This window comes from Clostridium acidisoli DSM 12555 (assembly GCF_900176305.1).
GTDB lineage: Bacteria > Bacillota > Clostridia > Clostridiales > Clostridiaceae > Clostridium_I > Clostridium_I acidisoli.
Map to the genome: position 1 here is coordinate 826,869 of NZ_FWXH01000002.1, position 18,968 is coordinate 845,836.

Genomic DNA, 18,968 nt, shown 5'->3' on the forward strand with positions numbered 1-18,968 from the left:
TTTTTAGACTATATCTTTATAATTTAAATTGCTTGTAAAGTGACATATTTTATATTAAAATCTTACTTAGCGACATTAAATATGAATATACGATGGGGGTAAAATTATATGAATTTTAAAGAAAAACTACTAAAGAAAACAATGAACTCCATAACCTTTAAATTAGCTTTAGCCGTAGTAATTGTCCAAATATTTAGTTCTTACATTGGAATATTGGTCAACAATGCCTTATATGCTGGTAGACAGACCTTGAAGAGCCGTGGAGTGCCAACAAGTTTCTTAGATGGTGCTATAGGTGTTAAAATCGCATCATTTATAAGCATAATAATCACTGTTTTTATTATAGTAATTGTATATGACAGATTAGTACACAAAAGACTTAGACAAATAATGAAGTACACAGAAAATCTTAGCAAAGGAGACCTTTCTAAGCCTCTTAATTTAAAGGGAAAAGACGATATAAGTAATCTTGGAAATTCATTAAATACTGCTGTTTTCAACTTAAAATCAATAATATCCACCGTAGTAGATTCCAGCGAAACAATTACTAGTTCAAGTAATTTATTGCTTGCTTCAACAAAAGCTTCCTCTGATAGAGTAAATGAAATCAGTTCTTCATCTGTTGAGCTTTCAGATGTTGCTATAAAACTAAGTTCCAATACAGAACAAGTTAATTCCTCAACTCAGGAAATATTAGCAGTAATAGATTCTCTACTTGATAAATCTAGAACTGCACTAAATGCCTCTGCTGAAATGGAGAATAGAGCCCTTAAAATGAAAGATAAAATAGGCCAATCTATTTCTAATACAGAAAATACATACAACGAAAAACAGAAACACATTTTAAAAGCAATTGAAGATGGTAAAATAGTAGATGATATCCAATTAATGGCCGATACTATAAGTAAAATTGCTTCACAAACAAATTTATTAGCACTTAATGCTGCAATAGAAGCATCTAGAGCCGGAGAACACGGTAAGGGTTTTGCAGTAGTTGCAGAAGAAGTAAGAAAACTAGCTGAACAATCCTCTGAAACCATTTCAAATGTTGAAAGTTTAGTATTAAAAGTTAAGCAAGTTTTTGATAATCTATCTCAAAGAGCTGAAGAAGTATTAGATTTTATAAATAAAGATGTAAAATCAGATTATGCTTTATTAATTGACTCTGCTGTTAAGTATGGCGAAGATGCTAAATTAATCAATAATATTTCTACAGAAGTAAGCAATTCTGCCAAAGTTGCTGATAAATCTCTTGAAGCCATTAGCAAAGTTATCCAAGATGTATCTGAAATATCAGAGAGTTTAACAAATTCTACAGAAGAAATATCCGATAGCCTTACTGAAATTTCGGCCACTATTGATGACACAAATGTTGCTATGGAAAAAGAAAATAATTTATCTGTAACTCTAAAAAAATCGGTTGAAAAATTCAAAGTATAATATGTAATACTAAAAAAGCATTTCACCTGATGCCTAGAGGTGAAATGCTTTTTTTACTTATAAAGTGTTCCTATATCTTTTCTAAAATACATATTATCAAATTCTACATTTTTAACGTCATTATATGTAGCTTTTATTGCTTCGTCTAAAGTCTTTGCTGTATTTACAAGAGCTAAAACCCTGCCACCAGAAGTCTTTAATACTCCTTTGTCTTCTATAGCTCCAGCTGCAAACACCTTACTTTTATTATTTTTTATCTTAATTTCTCTACCAGTTTCATATTTAAGAGGATACCCCCCAGAAGCTAGCACAAGACAGCAAGCAGCCTCTTTTTTCCACTGAATTTTTATGTCTTTTAACTTTCCATCAATAGCACTTAAAATTATCTCTGTAAAATCACTTATAAGTAGTGGTAAAACAGCTTGTGTTTCTGGATCTCCCATTCTTACATTATATTCTAGAAGGTATGTTCCCTTTTTAGTTATCATGATACCAAAAAATATGATTCCACAATAATCCATATTTTCTTTCTTGATGCCCTCAAGTGTTGGCATTAAAATCTTTTCATCAAATTCTTTTAAAACTTCTGGTGTGCAATATGGATTAGGTGCAATTGCTCCCATACCACCAGTATTAGGTCCCTCATCGTTGTCAAAAATCTGTTTGTGATCCTTAGCTGAAATAAACGGTATTATAACATTTCCATCTGTAATTGACAATATGGATGCCTCTACGCCGTCTAAAAATTCCTCTAAAACAACAGTTTTTCCTGAACCTTTAAACACGTCATCTACCATGAATTCATTTAGTGCACTTTCAGCTTCAGAATATGAACTACATATAACAACACCTTTACCTGCTGCAAGTCCATCTGCCTTTACTACTAATGGGTATTCTGCATCTTTAGCATATTTTTTAGCAAGTTCTACATCTTGAAACACTTCATACGCAGCAGTTTTTACACCATACTTTTTCATAAAGTCTTTAGAAAAAGATTTACTCCCTTCAAGCTGTGCTGCCGCTTTTCCTGGTCCAAATATTTTCAAACCATTTTCCTTAAATACATCAACAATACCTTCAACAAGTTTTACCTCTGGTCCAACAATAGTCAAATCTATATTTTCCTTTTTAGCAAACTCTAAAAGTTTTGGAGTAGTATCTAATGCTACATTTTCACATTTATTTTCAATTGCCATTCCTCCATTGCCTGGAGCACAATAAACTTTTTCTACGTTTTCACTAAGTGATACTTTCCACGCTATAGCATGTTCTCTCCCACCGTTTCCTATAACTAATATCTTCACTTAATCACATCCTTTATATTAAGTATACTTTTCTTTAAAATAATATTTAAATTCTTAATAACAATAAATTGCGAAGTACGGGTGAAGGGTTTTCACCTATGCTTCGCGGTGAAAAGGCGAAGGGTCGCTAAAGCGAGATGAAGGGTTTGAACATCGACTTCGCTTGTTCAAAGGTGATATTTTTTCCGGTGGAAAAAGCTATAGATGATTTTTCTACGCTATGCTGCGAAAAATCTTTGAACTTAAAATCTATAATCTAAAGTATATTGCCATTGATTTTTTTGACCGAAGGTCGTGGTGTTCAAAGAATGAGTATTAATCATCATATTAACACTAAAGGCTACGGTTAAAATACATATTAAAGTTATCTTTAAATATTAAGACATATAAATTTAAATTCATTATTTTTCTGACGTAGGATGAAAAATTTCCTTAGCCTTTATGGATTTATCCATAAACATTTCACCTTTTAACGTGCGAAGCAATCGTTAAAACCCTTCACCAATACTTCGCAATTTCTTCATATCATGCTTCAACTTAATTTTCAAACGATTCTTTATATTTTAAAATAGCCCCCAAAAACTTTTAGTGTTTAAAATGTCTTATTCCAGTAAGCACCATTGCAATTCCATTCTCATTACATGCTTCTATGGAATCTTTATCTCTTATTGAGCCCCCCGGCTGAATAATAGCTTTAATATTATGTTTTGCTGCCTCTCCTACTATATCATTGAATGGGAAGAAGGCATCCGATGCAAGTACAACACCATCTTTTGCTCTATTAAGTGCATCTATTGTTGGCCAAATTCTATTTACTTGACCACCGCCAATACCCTTAGCCATACCATCTTTAACAACTACTATGGCATTAGATTTAACGTATTTTACAACCTTCATACCAAAAATTAAATCCTTCATTTCCGCATCTGTTGGTTTCTTTTCAGTCACATATTTAACTTCATCAATAAGCTTATCGTCTGATGCCTGAACTAGTATTCCACCATCTACTTTTGCATATTCTCTGTTGTCTTGTGGCTTACATAAAGCTTTAATAACTCTTAAATTTTTCTTCTTTTGTAAAAACTCAAGTGCATCTTTATCAAAATCTGGAGCAATAACTATTTCTAAAAATATCTTTCCTAATTCCTCTGCTGTTTTTAAATCTAAAGTCCTATTTACTGCAACTATTCCACCAAATATTGAAACTTCATCGCATGAGAAAGCTCGTAAATATGCATCATATATGTTATCTGCTACAGCTGCACCACAAGGCGTGTTATGTTTAACAGCACAACACATTGGTTCTTCAAAATCACAAACCACTTTCCATGCAATATCCATATCTTTTATATTGTTGTACGATAGTTCTTTACCATTAAGTTGTTCAAAGTCTTTCATTGAACCCTTAGTTGATGTAGCCGCATAATAAGCCGCACTTTGATGTGGATTTTCCCCATACCTTAAGTCCATTACCTTTTTGTAAGACATGTTTAGATATTCAGGATAAACCTCTTCTCCAAGTAAAAATCTACTAACTGCTGCATCATAAGCTGCCATTAAATTAAATACCTTACCTGCAAGAACTCTTTTTTTACCAAAAGAAACATCACCATGATTTTCTATTTCTTTCATTACTTCTTCATAATCATTTACATCAGTTAAAACTGTTACATCCTTAAAGTTTTTAGCTGCTGCTCTTATCATTGTAGGTCCACCGATATCAATAAATTCTATTTTTTCATCAAAACTTAAATCTTCTTGAACCTTATCAAAGAATGGATAAAGATTGACTACTACCATATCAATTGCTTTAATGTCATGTTCTTCAATTGTCTTCATATGCTCTTCATTATCTCTTATTGCTAATATTCCACCATGTATTTTAGGATGAAGTGTTTTAACTCTTCCATCAAGCATTTCAGGGAATCCTGTAATTTCTGATATCTCTGTTACTTTAACGTCATTTTCTTTAAGATATTTGAACGTTCCACCAGTAGATATTATTTCAACATCTTTTTCTATAAGAAATTTAGCAAGTTTTAATATATTGTCTTTATTAAAAACACTTATTAATGCTCTTTTTATCATTATTTATTTCCTCCTAGATTACTTAATAAGTACTCTTCTGTCATGAACTTCAAGCTTATCTTCTGCAATAAGTTTAATGGCTTCTGGAAGTGCTTCATGTTCTTTATCTAATACTCTTTTTTGCAAAATCTCTGCAGTATCATCAGAAAAAACAGGTACAGCCTTTTGTATAATTATTGGTCCTGTATCTGTTCCCTCATCTACAAAATGTACTGTACATCCTGAAGTTTTAACACCATAATTTATAGCAGCTTTATGAACATTTAAGCCATACATACCTTTTCCACAAAATGATGGTATTAAAGATGGATGAATATTAATTATCTTATTTTTATATTTTTTTAGAAGTTCTCCCTTTAAAATAGAAAGGAAACCCGCTGTTACAATTAAATCAACTTTTCTTTCACTTACTATTTTTAAAATTTCATCTGAAAGTGCATCTCCATATTGTTTTTTAGGTAAGGCTACTGCATCTATGCCGCTTTTTCTAGCTCTTTCAATTCCATAAGCGTTTTCACTGTCACTAATCACTATTTCAATTTTGCAATCTAAATATCCAGAATTTACATTGTCAATTATTGATTGTAAATTGGTGCCGCCACCTGAAATTAGCACTCCTATTTTAAACATACACCTTTGCCTCCTGCCCTCACATAACCAATTTCAAAGGCTTCTTCTCCTAATTCTTTTAAAGCATCTAATACTAAATCTTTGTCTTCCTTTTTTACGCATAACACAAATCCAATACCCATATTAAAAGTATTGTACATATCTTCTTCTTTTACTCCAAGAGACATAAGATATTTAAATATTTCAGGTATTTCATAACTATCTTTGTTTATAACAGCTGTAAAATCTCCTTTAAACATTCTTGGTATGTTTTCGTAAAATCCACCACCAGTTACATGTGCCATACCTCTTATCTCGAACTTCTCCATAAGTTTCAATACAGGCTTTACATAAATTTTTGTTGGAGTAAGAAGTACTTCCCCAATTGTTTTACCATTAAAATCTATATCTATATCTGGAATCAACTTTCTAACTAATGAGAATCCATTACTATGAACACCTGAAGATGTTATTCCTATAAGTACATCATTATCTTGAATTTTACTTCCGTCTATAATCTCATCTCTTTCAACTACTCCTACTGAAAACCCAGCTAAATCATAATCACCGTCTTTATAAAAACCTGGCATTTCTGCTGTTTCTCCACCTATAAGTGCGCTACCAGATTGAAGACACCCTTCTGATACACCTTTAACAATTTGAGAAGCAGTTTCAGAATCAAGCTTTCCACACGCCATATAATCAAGAAAAAAAAGTGGTTTTGCACCATGACACAAAATATCGTTAACACACATAGCAACACAATCAATACCAACGGTGTCATACTTTTTCATTTTAAATGCTATTGCAAGTTTTGTTCCAACACCATCAGTACCAGATACAAGTATAGGATTTTTGTAATTCCCCATAGCAAACATTCCTGCAAAGCTTCCGAGATTATTTAAAACTCCATCATTGTATGTTTCTTTAGCATATTTTTTTATTTTACTTACTGTTTCATAGCCCTCTTCTATATTAACGCCAGCATCTTTATAAGTTACCATTAGTACACAACCTTTCAAAAATTTTATACTTCAAATCTATCCTTATCAACTTCCATTGGTGCTGAAATTGGGTACACTCCCTTTAAGCATCCAAGACAAAACTTTTTATCTTCGCCTAAAGTTTTTAAAAGTGATCCTATACTTAGATATCCAAGGCTATCTGCACCTATATAATCTCTTATTTCATCCACTGTTTTTTGTGCCCCTATAAGTTCACTTCTATATGAAATGTTTATTCCAAAATAACATGGAAATTTTACTATTGGTGATGAAACTCTAAAGTGAATTTCTTTAGCTCCTGCTTTTCTAAGTAAATCCACAAGTTTTTTACTTGTAGTTCCCCTAACTATTGAATCATCAATAATAACAACTCTTTTTCCTTCAATATTGACTTTTAAAGGATTTAACTTTACAGATACGGCCTTTTCCCTTAATTCTTGAGTAGGTGCAATAAAGGTTCTTCCTACATATCTATTTTTTATAAGTCCTATACCATAAGGTATTCCAGATGCTTTAGCGTAACCAGCCGCTGCTGCGAGCCCTGAATCAGGTACCCCTATTACTATGTCTGCATCCACAGGTGACTCTTTAAAAAGCTGTTCTCCAGCAAGTTCTCTTGAGTTATAAACACTTATTCCGTCAATAACACTATCTGGTCTTGCAAAATATATATATTCAAACACACAAGTTTCACACTTTGTTTTTTCTGCAAAATTTATGCTTCTAATTCCTTCTTTATCTATTATTACTATTTCACCAGGATCAACATCCCTTACAAATTCAGCTCCGATTGCATCGAGTGCACAGCTTTCTGAGCACATAACATAACTGTCTTCAAATTTACCTATACAAAGAGGGCGTATACCGTTAGGATCTCTAACACCAATCAATTTGTCATTTGTTAAGATTACAATTGCATATGAACCTTTTATTGCTTGAATAGTATCTGCAACAGCATTTTCTATACCTTTTTTAGCATTTCTTGCTATAAGGTTTAATATAACTTCAGTATCTATCGAAGTTTGAAAAACTGTTCCACCATCCTGAAGTAGTTCTCTTACAACATCTGCATTAACTAGATTTCCGTTATGAGCAATAGAAATGGAACCTAATTTAAATTTGCTGAAAATAGGTTGTGCATTGACAACATTACTTCCACCTGTTGTGGAATATCTTACGTGTCCAATTGCAGCATTTCCAGGCATTTTATCTAGTATTTCAGTATCAAATACATCTGTTACAAGCCCCATGCCTTTATGAAGATTAATTTCTCCTTCATTACATACCGCAATTCCTGCACTCTCTTGTCCTCTGTGTTGAAGAGCATATAGTCCATAATATGTCAAATGTGCTACATCAATATTAGTTTTTGAAAAAATACCGAAGACGCCACATTCTTCTTTAAATTTATCTTGTTCGAAATCTATCACGGTAAACTCCCTCTCTTAAAAAATTATTTCCCTGCTATTCTATTTAGTATCTCAACGTATGCTTCCTTTACATTACCCATATCTCTTCTAAATCTGTCTTTATCCAATTTTTCATTAGTATTAACATCCCATAGTCTGCAAGTATCTGGTGATATTTCATCTGCTAATAATATTTCACCATTGTATCTACCAAATTCTAATTTAAAATCAATAAGTTTAATTCCTTGTTTTAAGAAAAACTCTTTAAGTATTTCATTTACTTTATCAGTCATTGCATATATTGTCTTTAATTCTTCAAAAGTACTAAGACCAATAGCTACTGCATGCGTATCATTTATTAGTGGATCATCATAATCATCATTTTTATAACATATTTCGAATACTGTTGTCTTTAAAGGACTTCCTTCTTCAAGTCCAAGTCTTTTAGCCATACTTCCTGCTGCTACGTTCCTTACTATTACTTCAACTGGAACTATATCAACTTTTTTGCAAAGTTGTTCTCTTTCATTTAGTTTTTCAATAAAGTGTGTTTTTACTCCATGTTTTTCTACAAGTTCAAATAACATTGAAGTTATGCTGTTGTTTAATTGACCTTTGTCTTCAATTTGTCCTTTTTTTACTCCGTTAAATGCTGTAGCATCATCCTTATAATAAACTACAACCTCATCTGCCTTATCTGTAGCATAAACCTTTTTAGCTTTTCCTTCGTATAATAATTCCTTTTTTTCCATTATAATTCCACTCCTTCTTCATTTTCACTTATAAATTTACTTTTCATGTTTTTTCTATATAAATTTAATTTTTCTTTTATTTCAGGATACTTTAAGGATAACATTTGAACTGCTAACATGCCTGCATTATAACTGTTGTTTATTCCAACTGTAGCAACTGGAATTGATTTTGGCATTTGGACTATAGCTAGAAGTGAGTCCATTCCATTTAGTGCAGCATTTATAGGAACTCCTATAACTGGCAGTGTTGTATGAGAGGCAATTACGCCTGGTAGATGAGCTGCAAGTCCAGCCCCTGCAATAATACATTCATAACCTTCATCTTCTAGTTTATCAATTACTTCCACCAATTTTTCTGGAACTCTATGTGCTGATAAAATGTGCGCACTATACTCAACTCCAAATTCCTTAAGTGCGTTTGCAGCTCCTTTCATTTTATCTACATCTGATTTACTTCCAAAAATGATTGCAACCTTCATTAAAAATACCTCCTTAAATTTAAAAAACTCTGCAAAAAATCATGAGTAAATTCATCTCTGCAGAGTTCTTAACTAATAGAGTTAAAAAATTTTAACTCTATTATATTATAAATTTACCCATAGTGAGAAAGTTTACGGCTTTCTGTAGAAACTCCCGAACCAATTATCAGGATTATACGGATACATATTTTATTTTCAATTCGTCGTAAGTAAATACTAACATTAGGATTTTTAAAAGTCAATACGATTACGACTTAATTCATCATAGCATTCGTGTATACACGTATATTTTATGATATTATCAATTTTTAGTTCGTATTTTTATCAAAATTTAAGTGTATTTTGTTGGAATCACGAATGTTACGTTGATTATTTAAAATATCTTACTCCTGATTCAAATATCTTTTGATCTTTGTTTCCAGGAATATTAATTCCAACATTTTTTCCGATTCTCTCACTGTGTGCCATCTTACCTAAAACTCTTCCATCTGGACTTGTTATACCTTCTACTGCAAACATAGAACCATTTGGGTTAAATTCAATATCAAAGGTTGGATTACCCTTAAAGTCTACATATTGAGTTGCAACCTGTCCGTTTTCAAATAGACCTCTTATAACTTCTTCTTTTCCAACAAATCTTCCTTCTCCATGAGATACTGGAATAGAATGTATATCCCCAGTATTTACCCCTAAAAGCCAAGGTGATTTTGTTGATATAATCTTAGTATTTACCACAGTCGATACGTGTCTTCCTATGTTGTTATAAGTTAATGTAGGGCAGTTCTCATCAATATCTCTAATTTCTCCAAATGGAACTAATCCTAGTTTTATAAGTGCCTGGAAGCCATTGCATATTCCTAGCATTAATCCGTCTCTTTGTTTTAAAAGCTTCATTATGCTTTCTGAAACCTTAGGATTTCTTAAAACTGCTGCAATAAACTTTCCTGATCCATCAGGTTCATCACCTGCACTAAATCCTCCCGGAAGCATTATAATTTGTGATTTTTCAATTTCTCTTGCCATATAATCTACTGATTCCTCAATAAGTTTTGAGTCTAAATTCTTAAGGACCATAACCTTGCATTCAGCTCCAGCTTTTATAAATGCCTTTTCTGAGTCATATTCACAGTTTGTTCCAGGAAAAACAGGAATGAACACTCTTGGTTTTGCAATTTTTATTGCTGGTGCTTTTCTGTTTCTTATATTCCATTCTTTAGTTATAATATTTTTATCACTAACTGCAGCTTTAGTTGGGAATATTGTCTCCAACGGTTCAGTCCAAGAATTTAAAAGTTCATCTATAGAAAGACGTACATCTTTATAGATAATGTCTTCCTTATCATTAGTGAAGCCAAGTTCAATATACTTTGTGTCCCCCATAATTTCACTTATATTTTCACCTTCAGCTATTTCTAGAACAATTGATCCAAAGTCAGGTGAAAAAAGAAGCTCTTCTTTAACATTAGCATTAATGGTAACACCAATTTTGTTTCCAAAAGACATTTTTCCTATAGCTTCTACAATTCCACCTTGTTTAACAGTATATGAAGCACAAACTTTTTTCTCTGATATTAATTTGTTTACTTTATTATATCCATCCTTTAATAATTTAAAATCAGGAAGTTCATCTTCATCTCTTATTACAGGAATCACAATTACCTTACTTCCTATTTTTTTAAATTCCTGTGATATAACATTGTTCGCATTGACTATGTTTACTGCAAAACTTACAAGCGTTGGTGGAACATCCATGTCCTTAAATGTACCTGACATACTGTCTTTTCCACCTATAGCTGGTATCTCAAGCATTCTCTGTGCATAAAAAGCTCCAAGTAAAGCTGAGAAAGGTTTTCCCCATCTTTCTGCTTCTTTATTTAGTCTTTCAAAATATTCCTGAAAAGTAAGTCTTACACTACTAAAATCTCCACCACATGCCACTATCTTTGAAACTGATTCTATCACAGCATATAAGGCTCCATGGAAGGGGCTCCAAGATGCAAGATTAGGATTAAATCCATAAGTCATTAAAGTTGCCGTTTCCGTTTCACCATTTAAAACTGGAAGTTTAGCAGCCATTGCTTCTGCAGGTGTCATTTGATATTTACCACCAAATGGTGAAAGTACACTATTCGCTCCAATTGTACTATCAAATCTTTCACCTAATCCTTTTTGGCTACAAACATTTAAATCTTTTAAAGTGTCTAGAATTTTATCCTTTATATTCTTAACATCACCTTGTGCTTTAAAGTAATCTTTTGCTTTATCTGGTTCTTTAACAAATATATCAACTTTTTGTCTTATACCATTTGTATCAAGAAAAGCTCTGCTTATATCTACAATGTATTTATCTCTCCACTTTAATTTTAATCTAGGTTCTTCTGTTACAACAGCTACTTTTTTTGCTTCTAAATTTTCATTAAGTGAAAGTTCTATAAATTTATCGGCATCTTCCTTAGAGACAACTACTGCCATTCTTTCCTGTGATTCTGAAATAGCAAGTTCTGTTCCATCAAGTCCTTCGTATTTTTTAGTAACTAAATCTAAATTAATTTCTAATCCATCACTAAGTTCTCCAATTGCTACCGAAACTCCGCCAGCTCCAAAGTCATTACATTTTTTAATCAATGTGCTTGCTTCTGGATTTCTAAAAAGTCTTTGAATTTTTCTTTCTGTAGGCGCATTTCCCTTTTGAACTTCTGCGCCACAAGTAAGTAGAGATTCTTCATTATGTTCTTTAGATGATCCTGTTGCACCACCACATCCGTCTCTGCCTGTTCTACCACCAAGAAGCACTATTATATCTCCAGCTTCTGGTTTCTTTCTTACTACATTCTTTTTAGGCGCTGCTCCAATAACCGCACCTACTTCCATTCTCTTAGCTGCATATCCTTCATGATATACTTCTGAAACCTGTCCTGTTGCAAGTCCTATCTGATTACCATAAGAACTATATCCATGAGCCGCACCTGTTGTAATTTTTCTTTGAGGCAATCTTCCTGGTATAGTATCTTCAATTTTTCTTCTTGGATCTGCACTACCTGTTACTCTCATAGCTTGATAAACATATACTCTACCCGAAAGTGGATCTCTTATACATCCACCAATACATGTGGCTGCACCACCAAAAGGTTCGATTTCTGTAGGATGGTTATGTGTTTCATTTTTAAACATAATAAGCCATTTTTCTTTTTTGCCATTTATAAGAACTTCAGTTTCAATACTACATGCATTTATTTCATCAGAAGTATCAAGATCTTTAAGTTTTCCATTTTTCTTTATTTCTTTCATTGCCATAAGAGCTATATCCATAAGACAAATTTCTCTTTTTTCATCTTTATATACATCTTTTCTTACAGCTATATAGTCTTCATATACCTTAGCAACTGCTTTATTGTAATTACCGACTTCAAATTTTACATTTTCTATTTCTGTTGCAAAAGTTGTATGCCTACAGTGATCAGACCAATAAGTATCTATAACTTTTATTTCTGTATAACTAGGGTTTCTTTTCTCTTCATCTTTGAAATATTTTTGACAAAATTTAATATCATCAAAGCTCATTGCAAGACCTTCCTCTAATCGGAATTCTTCAAGCTTTTCTTCGTTCATTTCTATAAAATCATTTAATATTTTAACATCACTAGGTAATTCAACTTGATTTTCTAAAGTTTTTGGTTTTTCGAAAAGAGCTTCTCTTGAATCTACTGGATTTATGCAATATTTTTTTATTTTTTCTAAATCCTCTTTAGATATGTCCCCATCTAATATATATTGCTTTGCACTTGCCACATTAGATTTCTCATTTTGTGATAATATTTTAATACATTGAGCAGCTGAATCAGCTCTTTGATCGTATTGTCCTGGTAAAAATTCAACTGCAAAACTCTTACTATTTTCACCAATTTCTAATTCTTCATCATATATGTTATCAACTACTGGTTCTGAAAATATTATTTTTTTAGCATTTTCCCATTCTTCATCTGAAATTTCGAAGACATCATAACGGTTTAATATTCTTAGGTTTTTTAGTCCTTCAATATTAAGGTTTTCTTTAATATCATTGAATAATTCCGAGGCTTCCACGTCAAAGCCTTTCTTTTTCTCTACAAATATTCTTCTAACCTTATCGTTCATTTAAGATTCTCCTTATTATTTTTTTACGAACATTTTTTTATTATTTACAACTATCATTCGTTCAATGATATTATAATATATATCCATTAATAAATAAAGAGTTTTATAAATAAAGAAAGCTAAATAAAAACTGCACTAATGTATAAGAACACCCAGTGCAGTTTTATATCAAACTTTATTATAATTTTTCTCCATTTGTTCTTATTACATCTTTATACCAATAAAAACTCTTTTTCCTAGCTCTCTCTAAAGTCCCACTTCCATCATTTTCTTTGTCAACATATATGAAGCCATAACGTTTTTTCATTTCACCCGTGGAGGCACTAATTAAGTCAATACAACCCCAAGGTGTATAACCCATAAGATCAACTCCATCAATTGTTACTGCCTTCTTCATTTCAACTATATGCCTTCTAAGGTAATCAATTCTGTAATCGTCATTAACTGATCCATCTTCCTCCTTATTATCTACAGCACCTAGTCCATTTTCAACAACAAATAATGGCTTTTGATACCTATCATATAAATTGTTCAAAGAAATCCTAAGTCCCTCTGGGTCAATTTGCCATCCCCAATCAGATGCTTGTAAATAAGGATTTCTTATTCCTCCTAACATGTTTCCAGCTGTAGAAGTATCCTCTGATGGTTTAGAGCTAACTACTAGTGACATATAATAACTAAATCCTATATAATCAACTGTGCCATCTCTTAATATCTTATCATCACCATTCTCTATTTTTATATTGATATTATTTCTTTCAAAATAACACTTCATATTGTTTGGATAATAACCTCTTACTTGTATATCTGTAAATAAATAATGTTTATTCATAGTTTCATTAGCTGTTTGCACATCTTTTGGATTACAAGTTTCTGCATAGGTTAGTGGATAAAGAATCATACAACCAATTTTAAAATCAGGGTTTATTTCATGCCCAAGTTTTACAGCCTTTGCACTTGCTATAAATTGATGGTGAGCTGCTTGATAACAAACTTGTTCTTCATTTTCTCCATCTTTAAATTTTATTCCAGCTGGTATAAATGGATGTAATGTTATAACGTTTATTTCGTTAAAAGTCATCCAATATTTAACCTTATTTTTATAACGGTTAAATATTGCCTTGCAGTAATTTAAATAGAAATCTACCAACTTACGATTCCTCCATGAACCATATTTTTCAACTAGTCCATAGGGCATTTCATAGTGAGAAATTGTAACAACTGGTTCAATTCCGTATTTTAAACATTCATCAAATAAATCATCATAAAATTTTAACCCTTCTTCATTTGGCTGTGCTTCATCTCCAATTGGAAATATTCTTGTCCAAGCTATTGATGTACGAAAACATTTAAAACCCATTTCAGCTAATAATGCAATGTCTTCTTTATAATGATGATAAAAATCAATAGCTTTATGTGAAGGGTAATATTGTCCTTCTACAATACCATCAGTATATTCACGTTTTTTATCTACAGCACCTCCTGTAGCAACGTCTGCAGTACTAATACCTTTTCCACCTACATTCCATGCTCCTTCACATTGGTTTGCAGCAACTGCTCCTCCCCATAAAAAACCTTCTTGAAATTTATTTTTCATACCTTTCTCCTCCCTCATTGTATTTATTAGAATATGCCTAAATCATTACTATTAGCAAGTCATCTTTGTAATCAACAGTCTTTTTATCTGTTTCAATAACATCTAAGTAACTACCTGAATTAGTAATTACTATAGGTGTTGTTAATGAATACCCCTCATCCTTTATTGCAGCCACATTAAATTCTAATAATAACTGACCTTTAGTAACTTTCTCACCTTGTTTTACTTTAGCAGTAAAATACTTTCCTTCTAGCTCTACGGTATCCATGCCAATGTGAATCAATATTTCTGCCCCTTTATCACTAGTAATTCCAAGTGCATGACCTGTTGGGAATAGAGTCGTTAACACACCATCTACTGGAGAAACAACTTTTCCTTCTGTTGGTTCAATTGCAATTCCCTTTCCCAATGCGCCTTTTGAAAATGCTTCATCTTCAACTTCAGCTAAAGCTTTAACTTCACCTTTTAATGGACTAACTAATGTTTCTTGTTTAACTAATTCTTCCTTTTTTTCTTCTTTAAGTTCCTCACTTATTTTTTCATCACCGAGTCCTACAACAAACATTATTACAAATCCAAAAATAAAACTTACTATAATAGATACAATTGATCCATAAAATCCTCTATCAAAACCATTTTTTCCAACAAAACTAGGTATTCCAAATATACCAAAGCCACCAAGCATGTACATTTTACTTCCCATGGCTCCCAATATCCCTCCACCTATTGAAGCTCCAATACAACTTATTATAAATGGTTTTTTACGTGGCAATGTTACACCATAGATAGCTGGTTCTGTAACCCCGAATATTCCTGAAATAAATGCTGGGAATGCTATTGATTTTAATTTTTTATTCTTTGTTCTAATTAAAACTGCTAATACTACACCAGTTTGAGCAAATGAAGCGGCGAAAAATGTAGCAATTACTGGATCATAGTGTAATACGGCTATATTGTTTAGCATTATAGGAACTAATCCCCAATGTAATCCAAATATAACAAATACTTGCCAAAATGCTCCTACAAATAAGCCTGCAATAATTGGACTTAAGCTGTATATAGCTAACGTACCTGCTCCTATTAATTTTCCTGCCCAAGTTGCAACTGGCCCAATTATTATAAATGCTAGTGGAACAGTAACTAGTAATGTACAAAATGGAACTAAAAATGTTTTAACTACATCTGGCACTATCTTCTTAAAACCTTTTTCTATCTTAGAACCTACATATGCTGATAACACAATAGGAATAACACTTGATGAATAACTCATTAATATAACTGGAATTCCTAAAAAGGTTAAATATACAGATGATTGTAGTACACTGCCATTAAATACCGTATACAATGGTTTACCAGCTGTTAAATTAGCTATTGCTGGATATACTAGTGCTGCACCTATGGTCATACCAACAACTTCATTAAGTTTAAATTTCTTAGCAGCTGTATATCCTAGAATGATTGGGAAGAAATAAAAGAGTGAATCGCCTATTCCATACAAAATCTGATAAGTACCTGATGTACTTGTAAGTACCTTTAATGCCACTAGAAGTGCAGCCAGACCTTTTATCATACCTGTTGCACACATTGCTCCAAGGATTGGTGTAAATACACCTGAAATAATATCAATAAATTTATTAAGAGCATTTACTTTTTCACCTGATTCTGCTGATTCTGAAGCACCTGCAAAACCGCCTATTGTAACAACATCATCATAAACATCAGGAACATGATTACCAATGACTACCTGATATTGCCCTCCACTTTTGATAACAGTTACAACACCATCCATGTTTTTCAAAACTTCAGTATTTGCTTTGTTTTCATCTTTTAATTTAAAACGTAAACGTGTAACACAATGAGTTAAACTATTAACATTTTCTTTTCCACCAACATTTTGGATTATGTCCTTTGCTAACTTTTCGTATTTCATTTTCCACATCTCCCTTTTATAATTTTATATTTATAATTGCATTTATAAAAAAAGCGAGACAAAACGTATATAAGGAAAGTGTACAAAATACAACTTTACTATATATATTTTAGTCTCGCCTGCTTTACCAGTAACAACCTAAAGGATATTTTTTTGATTTAAACAATGAAGACCTCAATTAATCAAAAGAAATAATTTTTATTTCTTCTCATTAATTAAGGTCTCGCCTGATCGAATCAGTAACAATCCCAATATTCAATTGTAATCGTTTAGTTTACATGCTTATAATATATTTTTTTTGATTTATTGTCAATAGTTTTATAAACTTATTTATACTTTTTTTATCTTTATTACCTAATCAATATCAATAAGCAATAAGCTTACCTTTGAGTGACACGTTGAATATGAATTGTTAAATATAATTGTTCTTCATCTGATAACTTTTTTTCTAAATATTTTTCTATTTTAAGCATACATTTATAAGCTTCTTTATACTTTTCTTTAACTTGTTTTAACAAAAAGTCATCTTCATTTTCTCTATTTTCTGCTTTTTCTACATTATCCATCCTTTGAAAAAAGAATCTTAAATGTGTAACAAATCTTTCATAACTAATTGATTTTTCATCCAGTGAAATATTGTATGTATATTTTACAATATTTAAAATATCTTGTACCATTTTTGTTTGGTGGACAACATCTTCTACTTTACTACTATTATTTTTACCTTGTGCATTTATTAAATGCAGTGCTATGTTTCCAGCCTCATCCTCCGGCAATTTTTTACTTGTTTCATTTTCAATAAATTCTAGTGCTTTTAATCCAACTCTAAACTCTTTAGGATAAAACTTTTTAATTTCCCAAATTAGTATGTTAGGAGTATTAAAACCTTCATCAAACATCTTCAATACATTGCTGATATGATCCGTAAGGGTTACATATATATAGTCATTAAGTTCTACACCTAATATATTTTTTGCATATTCAATAATGTCATAGCAAATTGAGACATGTTCTGCAGGAATATCTTCTAATAGTAATTTGAACTTCTCTGAAGCATCTTTTTGCTTAAGAATAAAAGTTTTTTCTATTAAATTTTCCTCTACCTTTTCCCCAACATTCTTTTTGAATCCAATTCCTCGTCCCATAACAACAAATTCATGTTTGTCTGACTCCTTAGCTACTATGGCATTATTATTAAATATCTTTTGTATTATCATACTTATCCCCTCATTTATTGTATTATCCTATTTTAGAGAATAAAAACCCTAACTGTTCAAAAGAAACAAAAATGCCTCTTTTCAATAGTTAAGGTCTCGCCTGATCGAATCAGTAACAATCACTATATTTATTTGAAAGCGTTTACTATACATTTATAATAGCTCCTTTCATATTATTTGTCAACAACTTTTCTCAACATTATTACCCCCTTTACAATAAGTGAGTTTAAACTTACTATAAAGTTACTTACTTACATAAAAGTGCTTACTTCATTTTATCTCCAAATAGCTATATAATCAATATGCAATTAAATTAAGCACAATTATTTATACATTAAGAAGGGACTGAATTTTATGAATGAAGTATTAAATACTATAAAAGAAAGAAGAAGTGTTAGAGTTTTTAAAGATGAACAAATTAAAGATGAGGAATTGCAAGAGGTTTTAGAAGCTGGATTATATGCACCTAGTGCTATTAATCAACAATCTTGGCATTTTACCGTTATCCAAAATGGTAAGGTACTTGAAAACTTTACACAAACCGCCAAAGAAACTTTTCTTAAATCTGGTGTTGATCAATTAAAAGCTATGGCTAATAACGAAAAATATAAAGTGTTTTACAATGCCCCAACAGCCATAATAATATCTGGTGATACTAAAGCTGCTAATCCGGAAGCTGACTGCAGTGCTGCAACTGAAAACATTTTACTAGCTGCAAAGGCTTTAGGTCTTGGTACATGTTGGATAGGAAGTATGCCTTATATATTTGGAAATGGTAACAATGAAGCATTAAAAAATGAACTTGGTATACCTGAAGGATACACTCCAATAAATTCCATAGCTATAGGTTATGCTGCTTCTGAAACTACTAAAGCTCCTGCACGAAAAGAAAACAAAGTAAATATAATTAAATAATCCTATTTGTCACCATTTTATGGTGACTTATTTTTATGTACACAATTCAGACTTCCAGTCATATTATAGTAATGGTTAAAAATAAAGAGG

The 18,968-nt window shown here is 31.7% G+C and carries 13 protein-coding genes and 1 riboswitch; of the genes, 2 read left to right on the forward strand and 11 right to left on the reverse strand.

The genetic code is table 11. The features are described from left to right. The first annotated feature begins 108 nt into the window (after positions 1-108). Complete coding sequence (locus B8978_RS04115; RefSeq protein ID WP_084114038.1) at positions 109-1,440, forward strand: methyl-accepting chemotaxis protein; 1,332 nt, start codon at positions 109-111, stop codon at positions 1,438-1,440. 53 nt (positions 1,441-1,493) lie between these two features. Here the strand turns inward: B8978_RS04115 and purD are convergent, their stop codons facing one another. The 11 genes from purD to licT form a co-directional block, all read right to left on the reverse strand. Then, positions 1,494-2,744: a phosphoribosylamine--glycine ligase gene (purD, locus tag B8978_RS04120; protein ID WP_084114040.1), complete on the reverse strand. Its 1,251-nt coding sequence runs from the start codon at positions 2,742-2,744 to the stop codon at positions 1,494-1,496. Positions 2,745-3,329: 585 nt separating this feature from the next. Further along, positions 3,330-4,832 carry a bifunctional phosphoribosylaminoimidazolecarboxamide formyltransferase/IMP cyclohydrolase gene (gene purH, locus B8978_RS04125; protein WP_084114042.1) on the reverse strand — a complete coding sequence of 501 codons (1,503 nt, stop codon included), beginning with the start codon at positions 4,830-4,832 and terminating at the stop codon, positions 3,330-3,332. 18 nt (positions 4,833-4,850) lie between these two features. Further along, a complete protein-coding gene (gene purN, locus B8978_RS04130) occupies positions 4,851-5,462 on the reverse strand; it encodes a phosphoribosylglycinamide formyltransferase (protein ID WP_084114044.1) in 612 nt (203 codons plus the stop codon). Further along, positions 5,450-6,445 (reverse strand): phosphoribosylformylglycinamidine cyclo-ligase, encoded by a 996-nt coding sequence (gene purM / locus B8978_RS04135; RefSeq protein WP_084114046.1) that lies wholly within the window; start codon positions 6,443-6,445, stop codon positions 5,450-5,452. The genes purN and purM overlap by 13 nt, the downstream gene beginning before the upstream one ends. Before the next feature lie 23 nt (positions 6,446-6,468). After that, on the reverse strand, positions 6,469-7,875 hold the full coding sequence (gene purF, locus B8978_RS04140; RefSeq protein ID WP_084114048.1) for an amidophosphoribosyltransferase: 1,407 nt from the start codon (positions 7,873-7,875) through the stop codon (positions 6,469-6,471). A 23-nt stretch (positions 7,876-7,898) separates the two neighbouring features. Then, entirely contained in the window at positions 7,899-8,606 is a 708-nt protein-coding gene (purC, locus tag B8978_RS04145) for a phosphoribosylaminoimidazolesuccinocarboxamide synthase (protein WP_084114050.1), read from the reverse strand. Then, positions 8,606-9,085: a 5-(carboxyamino)imidazole ribonucleotide mutase gene (gene purE, locus B8978_RS04150; RefSeq protein ID WP_084114052.1), complete on the reverse strand. Its 480-nt coding sequence runs from the start codon at positions 9,083-9,085 to the stop codon at positions 8,606-8,608. Before purE ends, purC begins: the two co-directional genes overlap by 1 nt. Positions 9,086-9,185: 100 nt before the next feature. After that, positions 9,186-9,285, reverse strand: a riboswitch (purine riboswitch). A 169-nt stretch (positions 9,286-9,454) separates the two neighbouring features. Beyond that, positions 9,455-13,219 (reverse strand): phosphoribosylformylglycinamidine synthase, encoded by a 3,765-nt coding sequence (locus tag B8978_RS04155; protein WP_084114054.1) that lies wholly within the window; start codon positions 13,217-13,219, stop codon positions 9,455-9,457. Between the two features lie 178 nt (positions 13,220-13,397). Further along, positions 13,398-14,816 carry a 6-phospho-beta-glucosidase gene (locus B8978_RS04160; protein ID WP_139795960.1) on the reverse strand — a complete coding sequence of 473 codons (1,419 nt, stop codon included), beginning with the start codon at positions 14,814-14,816 and terminating at the stop codon, positions 13,398-13,400. Positions 14,817-14,853: 37 nt separating this feature from the next. Continuing rightward, complete coding sequence (locus B8978_RS04165; protein ID WP_084114058.1) at positions 14,854-16,746, reverse strand: beta-glucoside-specific PTS transporter subunit IIABC; 1,893 nt, start codon at positions 16,744-16,746, stop codon at positions 14,854-14,856. Between the two features lie 380 nt (positions 16,747-17,126). After that, positions 17,127-17,963: a BglG family transcription antiterminator LicT gene (gene licT, locus B8978_RS04170; protein WP_084114060.1), complete on the reverse strand. Its 837-nt coding sequence runs from the start codon at positions 17,961-17,963 to the stop codon at positions 17,127-17,129. Positions 17,964-18,317: 354 nt separating this feature from the next. On the opposite strand from licT, the gene B8978_RS04175 reads away from it, so the two are divergent. Beyond that, positions 18,318-18,878 (forward strand): nitroreductase family protein, encoded by a 561-nt coding sequence (locus B8978_RS04175; protein WP_084114062.1) that lies wholly within the window; start codon positions 18,318-18,320, stop codon positions 18,876-18,878. Positions 18,879-18,968 lie beyond the last annotated feature (90 nt).

What these genes read in the sequence shown, in the direction of transcription:
- B8978_RS04165 (WP_084114058.1), bottom strand. Translation starts at nt 16,746, where the DNA reads ATGAAATACGAAAAGTTAGCAAAGGACATAATCCAAAATGTTGGTGGA.
- licT (WP_084114060.1), bottom strand. Translation starts at nt 17,963, where the DNA reads ATGATAATACAAAAGATATTTAATAATAATGCCATAGTAGCTAAGGAG.
- purM (WP_084114046.1), bottom strand. Translation starts at nt 6,445, where the DNA reads ATGGTAACTTATAAAGATGCTGGCGTTAATATAGAAGAGGGCTATGAA.
- B8978_RS04175 (WP_084114062.1), top strand. Translation starts at nt 18,318, where the DNA reads ATGAATGAAGTATTAAATACTATAAAAGAAAGAAGAAGTGTTAGAGTT.
- purH (WP_084114042.1), bottom strand. Translation starts at nt 4,832, where the DNA reads ATGATAAAAAGAGCATTAATAAGTGTTTTTAATAAAGACAATATATTA.
- B8978_RS04115 (WP_084114038.1), top strand. Translation starts at nt 109, where the DNA reads ATGAATTTTAAAGAAAAACTACTAAAGAAAACAATGAACTCCATAACC.
- B8978_RS04155 (WP_084114054.1), bottom strand. Translation starts at nt 13,219, where the DNA reads ATGAACGATAAGGTTAGAAGAATATTTGTAGAGAAAAAGAAAGGCTTT.
- purC (WP_084114050.1), bottom strand. Translation starts at nt 8,606, where the DNA reads ATGGAAAAAAAGGAATTATTATACGAAGGAAAAGCTAAAAAGGTTTAT.
- purE (WP_084114052.1), bottom strand. Translation starts at nt 9,085, where the DNA reads ATGAAGGTTGCAATCATTTTTGGAAGTAAATCAGATGTAGATAAAATG.
- B8978_RS04160 (WP_139795960.1), bottom strand. Translation starts at nt 14,816, where the DNA reads ATGAAAAATAAATTTCAAGAAGGTTTTTTATGGGGAGGAGCAGTTGCT.
- purN (WP_084114044.1), bottom strand. Translation starts at nt 5,462, where the DNA reads ATGTTTAAAATAGGAGTGCTAATTTCAGGTGGCGGCACCAATTTACAA.